The 13499-nt window shown below is 63.9% G+C and carries 8 protein-coding genes; 5 read left to right on the forward strand and 3 right to left on the reverse strand.

Annotated elements, in window-relative coordinates:
- The first annotated feature begins 20 nt into the window (after nt 1-20).
- From IVA96_RS05660 to IVA96_RS05675, 4 genes are all read left to right on the forward strand, one after another.
- A complete protein-coding gene (locus tag IVA96_RS05660; RefSeq protein WP_247415960.1) occupies nt 21-2171 on the forward strand; it encodes an adenylate/guanylate cyclase domain-containing protein in 2151 nt (716 codons plus the stop codon).
- 344 nt (nt 2172-2515) lie between these two features.
- Nucleotides 2516-3121, forward strand: coding sequence for an NYN domain-containing protein (locus IVA96_RS05665; protein WP_247416156.1), 606 nt, complete (start codon nt 2516-2518; stop codon nt 3119-3121).
- 278 nt (nt 3122-3399) lie between these two features.
- Nucleotides 3400-4704, forward strand: coding sequence for a nicotinate phosphoribosyltransferase (gene pncB / locus IVA96_RS05670; RefSeq protein ID WP_247415962.1), 1305 nt, complete (start codon nt 3400-3402; stop codon nt 4702-4704).
- A 245-nt stretch (nt 4705-4949) separates the two neighbouring features.
- Nucleotides 4950-6257, forward strand: a complete 1308-nt coding sequence (locus IVA96_RS05675; protein WP_247280778.1) for a GGDEF domain-containing protein — start codon at nt 4950-4952, stop codon at nt 6255-6257.
- 14 nt (nt 6258-6271) lie between these two features.
- Here IVA96_RS05675 and IVA96_RS05680 read toward each other — a convergent pair whose 3' ends face one another.
- A complete protein-coding gene (locus IVA96_RS05680; protein WP_247416158.1) occupies nt 6272-6892 on the reverse strand; it encodes a TetR/AcrR family transcriptional regulator in 621 nt (206 codons plus the stop codon).
- 675 nt (nt 6893-7567) lie between these two features.
- Here IVA96_RS05680 and IVA96_RS05685 point away from each other — a divergent pair.
- Nucleotides 7568-10972 (forward strand): acyl-[ACP]--phospholipid O-acyltransferase, encoded by a 3405-nt coding sequence (locus IVA96_RS05685; RefSeq protein WP_247415964.1) that lies wholly within the window; start codon nt 7568-7570, stop codon nt 10970-10972.
- A gap of 21 nt (nt 10973-10993) precedes the next feature.
- Here the strand turns inward: IVA96_RS05685 and tcuB are convergent, their stop codons facing one another.
- Both tcuB and tcuA read right to left on the reverse strand, forming a co-directional pair.
- Complete coding sequence (gene tcuB, locus IVA96_RS05690; protein WP_247415966.1) at nt 10994-12100, reverse strand: tricarballylate utilization 4Fe-4S protein TcuB; 1107 nt, start codon at nt 12098-12100, stop codon at nt 10994-10996.
- The gene (gene tcuA, locus IVA96_RS05695; protein WP_247415970.1) at nt 12087-13478 is read right to left on the reverse strand and encodes an FAD-dependent tricarballylate dehydrogenase TcuA; all 1392 of its coding nucleotides are present in this window, start codon (nt 13476-13478) and stop codon (nt 12087-12089) included. The genes tcuB and tcuA overlap by 14 nt, the downstream gene beginning before the upstream one ends.
- Nucleotides 13479-13499: the final 21 nt, after the last annotated feature.

The following is a 13499-nucleotide window of genomic DNA, read 5'->3' on the forward strand; positions in this document are numbered from 1 at the left end:
ACGGACCTAGCGAGGCCGCGATGCGGCGGATTGGCAGGCGGGACATCGTTGCGGCGATCCTGATTGCGCTCCTCGCGGGCGCGATCGTCACGTCTCCGCCGCTTCAGACGCTGCAAGGCCTGTCGCTCGACATCCTCACCGCGCTGCGCGGCAAGCTGACCGGTGAGCGCCGCGATCCTGCAATGTCGCCAGTCGTTGTAGTCGCGATCGATGCGGAAACCTACGACACGCCGCCCTTCAAGGGATCGCCGACGCAAACCTGGACGCGTGAGATTGGACGGATGCTCGGCAGCATCACCGAGGGCGGCGCCAAGGTCATCGGCTTTGACGTCATCTTTCCGAGCTCGATCGAGCAGTCCGAGATTCCCTTCGGCGACGCGCCGCTCGGCACCCGCATGAAGGGTTTTGATCGGGACTATCTGATCGCCCTGCGGCAAATCTCCGACGGCGGCAAACTGGTGCTCGGCGAAATCCTGAACAACGACCACCCGGAAGTGCCGTATCGCGCACAGCAAGTGGCCGTGCGCAACACCATCCGCGCGCTCAATGTCCACACTGACCCCGACGACGTGATCCGGCGCATGCCATTGAGCTTTGCCATCGAGGGCAAGCCTGTCCCCGCGATGGCGGTCGAGCTGGCTGCGCGTGCGCTTGGCGCAAAGCCTGAGATTGCGCCGTCCGGCGCGACCGAGTTGTCCGGCTATGCGATCCCGAGCGCGATGCCGAATACAATCACACTCAACTTTCGCGGGCTGGGACGCGACGTTCCGACCTTCTCCTTCGCCGACCTGCGCGCCTGCGTCGAGAAGGGCGATCGCGATTTCTTTCGCCGCGCCTTCGACGGCAAGGTCGTGCTGCTCGGCACGGTCCTCAATTTCGAGGACCGTAAGCTCACCTCGCTGCGCCTGTCTGGCGGATATGACGGCACGCCGGCGGCGCGATGCGCCCTGCCCGCGCCGGAGCGTAGCGCGCAACGCCCCCGCAGCGATGTCGCCGGCGTCTTCGTGCACGCCACCGTCGTTCGCAACTTGATCGAACGCGACGCCGTGACCGAGCTCGGCTTTCCCGCGCGGAGCATTCTCACGATCCTGTTCGCGCTCGTCATCGCTTGCGCGGCCTGCGTGCTTGCACCGAGCGGCGCCCTGATCGCCTGGCTCGGCCTCACCGCCGTTTACGCCGCCATGGCTGTCGGTGCGTTCGTTCGCGCACTGGCACTGCCGCTGACCGAGCCTGCGCTCGCAAGTCTTGCCGCGCTCGCGATGATGATCGGCTACCGCTTCGTGCTGGCTGATCGCGACGAGCGCTTCCTGCGCAAGAGCTTTGCGTTCTATCTCGCGCCTGAAGTGATCGACACCATGGTTGCATCCGGCAAGATGCCGGCGCTCGGCGGCGAGATGCGCAACGTCACCATGTTCTTCTCCGACCTCAGCGGCTTCTCCTCGATCGCGGAGACGATGACACCTGGCGAGCTGGTGACCCTGATGAACGAATATCTGTCCGCCATGACCGACATCATCGAGGGCCATGGCGGCTACGTCGACAAATATATCGGCGATTCCATCGTCGCCATGTTCGGCGCCCCGGCCGACGACGTTGCACATGCGCGCAATGCGGTGCGTGCCGCGCTGAAATGCCACGAGAAACTCGCAGAGCTCAACGCCAACAATGCCGCCTTTGCGGGCCACGGCCTGTCGCATCGTATCGGCCTCAACAGCGGCGAAGCCGTGGTCGGCAACATCGGCTCGCGCCGCCGCTTCAACTATACCGTGATGAGCGACACCGTGAACGTTGCCTCGCGGCTCGAGGGCGCTAACAAATATTACGGCACCGCGATCATGGCGTCCGAAACCACGATGGCGCAGACCGGTGACACCTTCGCCTGGCGCGAGCTCGATGCGATCAGGGTGTTGGGACGCGGCGAGGCGGTCAGGGTGTTCGAGCCGCTGGCGGAGAGAGGCGCGGAGAGCGCCGAGCAGGCGAAGGTGGCCGCGGCGTATGCGGAAGGGTTGGCCTGCTGGCGGGCCAGGGATTTTGTGAACGCGGCCGAAGCGTTCGAGAGCGCGGCGAAGATCGATCTACCGTCATCAATGTTCGCCAAACGCGCCAGAATGCTAATCGCGAATCCGCCCGCGTCGGATTGGAGACCGGTCAATATGCTGGAGGGGAAGTAGCAGTTGATCGCCTCCCTCCAGGGCAGGGTAAACGCGTGCCACCCTAAACCGGCAGCTCCGGGAGGCGCGCATGGGGAGGAAGTCTGACGACCTCGGCCTTTGTTGGCCGGCACGGCCACTTACGTTCGTATATGGTGTCCTATCCTTTGAATAGAGGCCGTTTACCTCAGTACAATTGAGTACGGAATGCTCGCGCCTTAGCGTGACTGCATTCGGCGCCCTGGCGCTGGTGGCATGAAACCTCCCTGACCTTGGCGCAAGACGGCCACCCCTGTCCGGTCGTCTGCGCCGCTTTTTTCAGCAAGCCATCGCCAGATTTTTGCGAGACTGGAGATTTGTGCACAATGTCTTCTCTTGAGAAGATCGCACTCTTTATCGATGGCTCCAATCTGTATGCCACCTCCAAAGCGCTCGGCTTCGACATCGATTTCAGGCGGTTGCTCAGCGAATTTCAAAGCCGAGGTGCACTGTTGCGTGCCCTTTACTACACGACCGTCATCGAGGATCAGGAGTTTTCGTCAATCCGCCCGTTGATCGATTGGCTCGATTATAATGGGTACACCGTCATCACCAAGCTCGCCAAGGAGTTCGTCGACGCCACCACCGGCCGCCGCAAGGTGAAGGGCTGCATGGATGTCGAGCTCGCCGTGAGTGCGATGGAGCTCGCCGAACACGTCGATCAGATCGTATTGTTCTCGGGCGATGGGGACTTTCGTTCCCTCGTGGAAGCCCTGCAACGCGGCGGTGTCCGCGTGACGGTCGTCTCCACGCTCTCCACTCAGCCGCCCATGGTCGCCGACGACCTGCGCCGACAGGCGGACGTATTCCTCGATTTGGCAGACCTGAAACCAAAAGTGGGGCGCGATCCCGCCGACCGGCCCCGCGAGCTTCGGCAGCGACCGCAATTCCTCGCGCGCGGATCGATCGATCGGGGCGATCGGGTGGAATGATCCTGGGACGGCCGCCGGCACCGTCGAGCACCCTGCCTTCCAGCGTGATGCGTTCGCCCTTGGTGCTCGGCGTCACCAGGACGTCCAAAAGTTCTTCTTGAAGACGTCGAAGCTGGCCATCGCCCGCACGCGAAGGTTGGCCGGCTGCCGATGTTCATGGCGAGCCAGCTCCAGACTGTCGCGGCGACGGCTGCCGCTTGAGCCGGCCCTACCCCACGAAAACCTGATTCCCGCCAAACCCACTGGTTGCGCAAGGGGAGCCACGCTAAAATCGCGCCATGACAGTGACCGACATTGCGAGCCGAACCTACAATCACAGCTGGCGGCTGGATCCCATCATCCGCAGCCTGCTCGATACCGATTTCTACAAGCTGTTGATGTTACAGATGATTCGGGAGGATTACCCGAATCAGCAGGTGACGTTTTCGGTCATCAACCGCTCGCGCCATGTGCGTCTCGCCGAGATCATCGACGAGGGCGAGCTGCGCGCCCAGCTCGACCATGCCCGCACCATCCGCTTCACCAAGAAGGAGCTGATCTGGCTTGCCGGTAACACCTTCTACGGCAAGACCCACATGTTCTCGGCGGACTTCATCCGCTGGCTGGCCGAATTCCGCCTGCCCGAATACGAGCTGCGCAAGGTCGACGGCCAGTACGAGCTGCATTTCCACGGCCCCTGGACCCACACCACGATGTGGGAGATTCCGGCACTCGCGATCCTCAACGAGCTGCGCTCGCGCGCAGCGATGAAGGGCCGCGGCCGCTTCGAGCTCGACGTGCTCTACGCCCGCGCCAAGGCCAAGCTGTGGACCAAGGTGGAGCGGCTGCGCAAGCTGGAGAACCTCCGGCTGTCCGACTTCGGCACCCGCCGCCGTCACGGCTTCCTCTGGCAGCGCTGGTGTGTAGAAGCGGTGAAGGAAGGCCTCGGCTCGTCCTTCATCGGCACCTCCAACGTGCTGCTCGCGATGGACAACGATCTCGAAGCCATCGGCACCAACGCGCATGAGCTGCCGATGGTCGCGGCCGCGCTCGCCAGGGACGACGAGGAATTGCGCTGGGCGCCCTATCGCATCCTCGACCAGTGGCGCCAGACCTATGGCGGCAACCTCCTGATTGCGCTGCCCGACGCCTTTGGCACGAAAGCTTTCCTGCGCGATGCGCCGGAATGGGTCGCCGACTGGACCGGCTTCCGCCCCGACAGCGCGCCGCCGATCCAGGCCGGCGAAGAGATCATCGCGTGGTGGAAGAAGATGGGCCGCAATCCCAAGGACAAGCTGCTCGTCTTCTCCGACGCGATGGACGTCGGCTCGATCGAGGAGACCTATCACCACTTCGCTGGCCGTGTGCGGCTCTCGTTCGGCTGGGGCACTAACCTTACCAACGACTTCGTCGGCTGCACGCCGGACGGCTCGTTCAATCTCGATCCGATCTCGCTGGTCTGCAAGGTTTCGTCCGTCGACGGACATCCGGCCGTCAAGCTCTCCGACAATCCGGAGAAAGCGACCGGCCTGCCCTCGGAGATCGAGCGTTACCTGCGCGTGTTCGGCGATGCCGGACGCGTGCGCAAGCCGGTGCTGGTCTAGCAGCGGACCAGGCTTCTTTCGATCCGGTAAACCGCGCACGATGAATATGAGGCTTTGGTTCGCCGATGCCGCGCCAGTTCCGATTGACCAGTATTTGACGCGATCTGCGCGCATCCACTTCACAGCGCCTTCACCCTGGATGCAGTCGCTCGCGTTTTCAGGTCGAGTTAAGCAACATTCTGCTCTACTTCCCGTTGCAGGCCCAACGCTCCGCTGGGATCGTTGATCGATTTGGGGAACGCAGGGTGTTTCGTAGAACAGCGACGTCGACGAAGGGACACAGTCTCCTTCACGTCATCAAGCTTGTCTCGCCTTTCGTCATGGTCGTCGTGCTCCAGGCGGCAATCGCAGGATTCAGCCTCGAGGTGATGTCCTCGGTCCGCGCCTATGTCGCCGGCGAAGCGTTGTGGTCGCGCTCGCAGAAGAATGCCGTTTACTTCCTCAATCGCTATCTGCATTCGGGCGAGGCCAGCCAGTTCGCGCAATATCGGGCCGCGCTCGCCGTTCCCATTGGCGACCAATTCGCGCGCTGGGCGCTCGAACGCGATCCGGTCGACGTCGAGGTTGCCCGCATCGGCTTTCTGCAGGGCGGCAACCATCCCGATGACGTTCCGGGACTGATCTGGCTGTATCGCTACTTCAACCGTGTCAGTTTCCTCCATGAAGCCATCCGGGAGTGGGCTGCCACCGATCCCATGCTGCTGGAGCTCAGCGTGTTCGGCGAGGTCATCCGGTCCGAGTTGGAGAACGGCCCCATTCAAAACGACGGTCGCCTGCAATTCCTGTCGTCGCGGCTCTCGGAGCTCAATACCCAATTCACGGTGCATGCCAAGCGGTTCTCCACTGTCCTCGGTGAAGGCTCTCGTGCCATCAAGGTGACGCTGACGTGCATCAACATCGTCACCGCCGCGACGCTGATCCTGCTCCTGATCTGGCATACGCGGCGGCTGGTGCTGCAACGGCAGGCATTCGAGGAGGCCTTGCACGCCGAGAAAGAGCGCCTGGCCTGGCAGGCGTCGCACGACTGGCTGACCGGCCTGTCCAACCGCCGCGCCTTCGAGGCGAGCCTGCAGAGCGAGTTGGACAATGCCGCCGCGGGTCCGCTGGGACTGATCCTGCTCGACCTCGACCAGTTCAAGAGTGTCAACGATACCTGCGGTCACCTCGCCGGCGACCGCCTGCTCTGCCAGGTCTCGCGCCTCCTGCAACAGGACCGGCATGCCCATGATCTGGTGGCCCGGCTCGGAGGTGACGAATTCGGCCTGATCCTGCCGCGGTGCCCGCCCTCGAATGCCGTCGATATCGCCGAACGGCTGCGTCGATCGTTCGAGCTGTTCAATTTCGCCTGGGACGACCGTTGCTTTGCGGTGACCGCCAGCATCGGCGTCGCCTGCATCACCGACCGCAACACCACGCTCGAGGATGCGATGCGGCGCGCGGATGCCGCCTGCTACCGTGCCAAAGAGAAGGGACGCAACCGGGTTCAGGTCGACGGCGTAAGGCCGGATGTCGTCGTCGCGGCAGCCCGGCCGCGCGAAGCGGCGCGCGCTTGACGCTGCCCGCGCCGTCACCGTCGAGGCAAAATTCCAAGGCCGGCGAGATGGGCGTCGAGGAACTGCTCGATCTGCTGACGCAGCATCTGCGGCGGCACGGCCACCATGCGCTCCTCGAGGCCGAGCGAGATGATTCCATGCACGGCCGAAAACAGCGTACGCGACAAAAGCGCGATCTCCACGTCATTCGCATCCGGCAATAGCCGCACCAGCGGTGGATGCATCAGCGCGAAGGCGTCCATGACCATCTGAAGGATGTCGTCCGGATAAGGGCGATCGTCCTCCATCCGATGCTCGAACAACGAGCGCAGCAAATTGGCGTGCTCAGCAAAGAAGTCGAGATAGGTCGCGGCAAGGCCATAGAGCTGACGGACGGGATCGTTGGCAGGAACTCCGCGGAGCCGCGCTGTGAGCGCCTGAACCGTCTCCCGATTGACGGTCAGGATCACCCCATCGAAGTCGCCGAACTCGTTATAGACGCTGCCGACCGAGCAACCGGCGGGTTCCGCGACATCACGGACCTTCAATGATTTCAGCCCCTTAGCTGAAATGATGCCCCGGGCGATCTCCACGATCTGGAGCCGTCGCCCACTTTTTTTCTGCCCGCGCAGTGATTTTTCTTGAACATTGTTCATTTTGAGGCTACCCATGTGAACATTGTTCAAATTAGCCCGGAGACCTGCAAAATGCAAACCCTCGCTTTTGATATCGCCGCCACCTTCGTCGATGACGCCGCAGCTCTCGTGACCGGCTTTGGCCACGCCCTGCTGCGGTTCGCCATGACTCCGATCGATCGCGTCGCAAATGCCTGCGACATCGCCGGCGTGCTTACTGAGCGGCGCGCGACCTTCCGGATGTGGCGGGCCAACCGTGCCCGTGGGCGTCTCGAGGGCCGCCGGTTCAGCCTGCTCGGCCGCCTCTCGCCCTTTCGCCACCTCTCCCATCTCACCTGAGACAGGCACAGCCGGCACGTTCCGATCGGCTCGAATGCAAGATCGGGTTGCAACGAAGGACTCACCATCTCCGGACATTGGCGGTCGATCTGGCGGACTTCGGCGATGCGGTTCAGCTTTTCCTCAGAACCGGCGCGATATCCGGCAAGCGCGGCCATCTCGCCCGAACTGCGGTCGCGCTCAGATATTTGCGAACCTAACGAGACCACTTGGAGACCAACAGGATCGGAAGAATCGAGGCGACGAAGCAGGCCGGCAACCGTCGTCGCCCTGCAATCACTCATCCCATACCCTTCCGGTCGTGACGCTTAACCGACAACGTAAATCTCAGGCTGCCTTTCCAAAACAGGACTAGTCATGATCAGGGAATTGATGTCGTCACGCCGCTTCGCGCCGCTCTTCTGGGCGCAATTCTTCTCGGCGCTCAATGACAACGTGCTCAAGAACGCACTCGTCATCATCCTGCTTTACAGTGCCGCGACCGGCCATGGCGATGCTCTGGTGACGATCGCAGGCGCCGTCTTCATCTTCCCCTATTTCATCCTGTCCGGGCTCGGTGGCCAGCTCGCCGACAAATACGTCAAATCCGTCGTCGCAAGGCGGCTCAAATTCGCCGAGATCTTCGCCGCTTGCTTTGCGGCCGCCGGCTTCTTCCTGCACTCAGTGCCGCTGCTGTTCGCAGCGCTCGCGCTGTTCGGCATCATCGCCGCCATGTTCGGTCCGGTGAAATACGCCATGTTGCCGGACCAGCTCGAGCTCGGCGAGCTCGCGACCGGCAACGCACTGGTCGAAGGCGCAACCTTCATGGCCATCCTGCTCGGCACCGTCGCCGGCGGCCAGTTCGTGGCCGGCTCCGCGCATATGGGGTGGGTCGCGTCGGCCGTGGTCGTGCTGGCCCTGTTGTCCTGGGCCTTCGCCTCCCGCATTCCGGCGACCACGCCGTCTGCGCCCGATCTGCCCGTCACCGCCAATCCCTGGACCTCGACGCTCAGCCTGCTTAGGACCCTGCACGCAGACCATCGGCTGTGGGACGGCACCGTGATCGTCTCCTGGTTCTGGCTCGTCGGCGCCATCGTGCTGTCGCTGCTGCCGGCGCTGGTCAAGGACGTCGTGGGCGGCACCGAGGGCGTGGTGACGCTGTGTCTTGCGATCTTCGCGATCGGCATCGCCGTCGGCTCGCTGTTCGCCGCCAGCCTCAGCCACGTTCGCCCGAACCTCGCTCTCGTGCCGATCGGCGCCATCATCATGGGATGTTCTGGCCTCGATCTCGCCTGGGCTATCGGCGTGACCACCAGGGGTCAGGACATCACCGCGGCCGGTTTCGCAACCTCGTTCGCGGGCTTGCGCATGATGATCGACTTCGTCGCTTTTGCATTCGGCGGTGGCTTGTTTGTCGTTCCCTCATTTGCGGCTGTTCAGGCCTGGTCGGCGCCGTCCGAGCGCGCCCGCATCATCGCCGCCGGCAACGTGCTGCAGGCGGCCTTCATGGTGGTCGGCTCGCTGTTCGTCGCGCTGTTGCAGGCGGCCGGCCTCCATGTCGGCTGGATCTTCTTCGGCCTCGGAGTCGCGAGCTTCGGCGCGGTGTGGTTCGTGCTGACCAAGTGGGGCAAGGAGGGCGTGCGCGACTTCGGCGGACTGCTGTTCCGCGCGCTGTTCCGCACCGAAATTCGCGGGCTCGAAAACCTGCCGCCGTCAGGCACGCGCATGCTGATCGCGCCCAACCATGTCAGTCTGATCGACGGTCCGCTGCTGCACGCCGTGCTGCCGATCGACGCGAGTTTCGCGGTGGATACCGGCATCTCGAAGGCCTGGTGGGCCAAGCCGTTCCTGCGCGTGGTCAAGCACTACACCATGGATCCAACCAAGCCACTGGCTGCGCGCGACCTGATCAAGCTCGTCGCCGCCGGTGAGCCGGTCGTGATCTTCCCGGAAGGACGCATCACCGTCTCGGGCTCGCTGATGAAGGTCTATGACGGCACCGCGATGATCGCTGACAAGGCCGACGCGGTGGTCGTGCCCGTCCGCATCGAGGGCGCGCAGCGCTCGCATCTCAGCTATCTCAATAGCAGCCAGATCAAGCGCTCCTGGTTTCCGCGGGTGACGGTCACCATCCTGCCGCCGGTCAAGCTTCCGGTCGACCCGTCGCTGAAGGGCAAGGCGCGCCGCAACGCCGCCGGCAGCGCGCTCCAGGACGTGATGATCGATGCTCTCGTGAAGAACGCGATGCTCGATCAGACGCTGTTCGAGGCGCTCGGCCACGCCTATCGCGACCGCGACACCGGCAAGGTCATCGTCGAAGACGCGCTCGGCACCAAGCTGACCTATCGCAAGCTGATTCTCGGCGCGCAGGTCTTGAGCCGCAAGCTCGAGGCAGGCACCGCCGCCGGCGAGAATGTCGGCGTGCTGCTGCCGAACTCGGCAGGCGTCGCCGTTGTCTTCATGGCGTTGCAAAGCATCGGCCGGGTGCCTGCGATGCTCAACTTCTCCGCCGGCCCGGTCAATGTGCTCGCCGCCATGAAGGCGGCGCAGGTCAAGACCGTGCTGACGTCGAAAGCCTTCATCGACAAGGGCAAGCTCGACAAATTGATGGCGGCGATCTCCGCAGAGGCGCGAATCATCTATCTCGAGGATGTCCGCGCCTCGATTGGCGTGGCCGACAAGATCCAGGGCCTGCTCGCAAGCACCGCGCCGCGCGTCACCCGCCAGGCCAACGATCCGGCCGTCGTGCTGTTCACGTCGGGCTCGGAAGGAACGCCCAAGGGCGTGGTGCTGTCCCATCGCAACATCCTCGCCAACGCGGCGCAGGCGTTGGCGCGGGTCGACGCCAACGCCAACGACAAGGTGTTCAACGTGCTGCCGGTGTTCCACTCCTTCGGGTTGACTGGCGGAATGATGATGCCGTTGCTGGCGGGCATTCCGATCTACATGTACCCCTCGCCGCTGCATTACCGGATCGTGCCCGAACTGATCTACCAGACCGGCGCCACCATCCTGTTCGGCACCGACACGTTCCTCACCGGCTATGCACGCTCGGCGCACGCCTACGACTTCCGCACCCTGCGCCTCGTGATCGCCGGCGCCGAAGCGGTCAAGGACCGGACGCGTCAGGTGTTCATGGAGCGCTACGGCATCCGCATCCTCGAAGGCTATGGCGTCACCGAGACTGCGCCGGTGCTGGCGATGAACACGCCGATGGCCAACCGTCCGGGCACCGTCGGCCGCCTGTCGCCGCTGATGGAAAGCCGGCTCGATCCGGTCCCCGGCATCGAGGACGGCGGTCGCCTCTCGGTGCGCGGACCGAACGTGATGCTCGGATATTTGCGGGCTGAAAATCCCGGCGTGCTCGAGCCGCTGGCAGAAGGCTGGCACGACACCGGCGACATCGTTTCGATCGACGCGGCCGGCTTCATCACCATCAAAGGCCGCGCCAAGCGCTTTGCCAAGATCGCGGGCGAAATGGTCTCGCTGTCGGCGGTCGAGAGCATCGCGACGACGCTGTGGCCGCAGGCCGCATCGGTCGCCGTCTCGATCCCGGACCAGCGCAAAGGCGAGCGCATCGTGCTGCTGACGACGGAGAAGAACGCCGAGCGCAGCGCGATGCAGGCCCAGGCCAAGGCGCTCGGAGCGTCCGAGCTGACCGTTCCCGCGGCGATCATGGTGGTCGACAAGGTGCCGCTGCTCGGCACCGGCAAGACCGACTATGTCACGGCAACAACAATGGCCCGCGAGCAAGCGTCGGCACCGGAGCGCGAGGTGGCGTGACGACCGATCGGGGCAAGCCTCTCAAGCGCTGGCTTCGCTACGCCGCTCCTGTGCGTAACGCACCAGCGCCGCGAAGCGATAGATGCCGTGCACGAACTTGCCATAGGGCATGGTGATGAACAGCGCGAACACCGCGCCGAGATGCAGCGCCAGCAGCGGCCCCATCGCAGAGGTCTCGCGCAGGAGCAGGAGGGCCATGCCCGTAAGACCCGTCAGGAACAGCATGGCGATGAAGCCCACGTCCATGCCGTAGCGGCTCTCGTCGAGCAACGCTGGATCGCGGCGCATCTTGGCGGCGAAGAGCCCGATCGGCCCAATGATCAGGCCGATGCCGCCGAGCGTGCCGAGCACGACAGGCAGGTCCCACCACGGATAAGGCGCCTCCCGGCCGAGCACATAATGATACAGCGTGGCGACGGACGTCGCCGCAAAGCACAGCAGGAAGCCGTAGAAGGTCAGGTGGTGATAGAGCTTGCGCCGATCGGTCGGCTTGTCGTCTTCGTTGTAGCAGCCGACGCCGCCGCCATGGAGGTAACGCAGCTCGCCGGCATCGCGGATCGCTTGAAAAATCGAACCGCCGTCGGCGCGGCCGCCAATCGGCGGACCGATGTCACGCCAGAAGGCGCGCACGCTCAATACGAGCGCGAGGATCGCATAAAGCAAGGCAGCGCTGAACAGCGCGGCCATCGCGTTATGGGGCATCAGCCTGTAGAACGCGCCGGGTCCGGTGTGCACGCCGAACAGCACGCTGCGGTCGTTCCAAATGGCGAAGCCGAGGATGAAGGCGGCCATGCTGACCGCGGCGATGATGCTGATGACCAGCCCGTTGCGGGCAAATGTCCCTGATAGCGCCTGCGGCCAGGCATAGGCTGCGTAGGACTCGGCGCGCGCAATTGCCAGCGTCTTCGGAACGTTGACGTTGAATTCGTGCGGCGGCGAGAACTGGCAGTCGACATAGCAGGCGCCGCAGCCATGGCAGAGATTGGCGAGATAATTGAGGTCGCCGTCGGAGAAGGCGCGCCGCATCTCCATGGCCGGAAACACCGCGCACAGACCCTCGCAATAGCGGCAGGAATTGCAGACCGTCATCAGACGGTCGGCTTCGTCCAAAATCCTAGTTCCGTGCATGTTTCGCCGCTTCCCGTCCTGCGATCCGCCCGAACACGCTGCCGATGGTCATGCCCATGCCGGCGGCATAACCCTTGCCGAGCACGTTGCCGGCCATGATCTCGCCGGCCGCGAACATGTTGGCCGACGGCCTGCCGTCAGCCATCAGCATCCGCGCCTCCTTGTTCACGCGCGTGCCGAGATAGGTGAAGGTGATGCCGGGCCGCACCGGATAGGCCAGATAAGGCGGCGTCTCGATCCGGCGCGCCCAATGGGTTTTCTGCGGCGTGATGCCTTCAGTGCGGCAATCATCGAGGATGGTGTGATCGAAGGTGCCGGGCTGCACGGCGGCGTTGAATTCGGTGATCGTCTTCTCCAGCGCGGCCGGATCGAGATCTAACTTGCCGGCGAGCTCGGTCACCGTCTGCCCGGCGATAGGCGGAAACAGCGTCGGCATGAAGCTCGTGACCACGGTCGAGTCGAAGATGATGTAGGCGATTTGGTCGGGCTGCGCCGCGACCAGCCGGCCCCAGATCGCGTAGCGCTTCGGCCAGATGTCCTCGCCTTCATCGTAAAAGCGCTGCGCATGCTTGTTGACGACGATACCGAACACGACGGAGTCATGGCGGGTGATGATGCCGCCGTCGAATTTCGGCGCACGGGCGTCGATCGCGACCGCATGGCACTGTGTGGGATCGCCGACTTCCTGCACACCCTTATCGAGCAGCATCTTCAGGATCGAGCCGCGGTTATAGGGCGTGCCCCGGATCAGGAAATTGTCGGCGGCCTCGCCCCAATATTGCTTCAGCCATTCGATGTTGGCCTCGAACCCGCCGGCCGCCGCCACCAGCGAGGTCGCGCGGATCTCGGTCTCGCCGTTGACCGGCCGCTTGAGGCGGGCGGCGAGAAACATGCCATGCTCGATAACCAGGTCGATGACTTCGGCATCATACTCGACCTCGACGCCGAGCTGCTCGGCGGTGAGATAGAGCGCATTCAGCATCGCTCGCCCGCCGCCGAGGAAGAACGAGTTGGTGCGGCCGAGGCTCAGCGTGCCGCCGAGGGAGGGCTGCCAGCGCACGCCCTGCTCGACGATCCAGTTCAGAATGTCCTTGGACTCCCGGATCATGTGACGGGCCAGCACCTCGTCGGTCTGCCCGCCGGTGACGCGCAGCAGGTCCTCCCAGAACTCCTCCTCGGTGTAGGGGCCGGTCAGGATTTCGGTCGCGGCATCATGGGTGCAGCGCATGTTGCGGGTGTGACGGGTGTTGCCGCCGCGATAGAATTTTGGCGCCCCCTCGAGCACCAGCACCGACGCCCCACTGCGGCGCGCGGCGATCGCTGCGCACAGAGCGGCATTGCCGCCGCCGATCACCAGCACATCATACTTGCTGCCCATACCGTCTGCCCGATGGCACGC

The sequence above is a fragment of the Bradyrhizobium sp. 159 genome, assembly GCF_023073795.1.
In the GTDB taxonomy this organism is placed as follows: Bacteria; Pseudomonadota; Alphaproteobacteria; order Rhizobiales; family Xanthobacteraceae; genus Bradyrhizobium.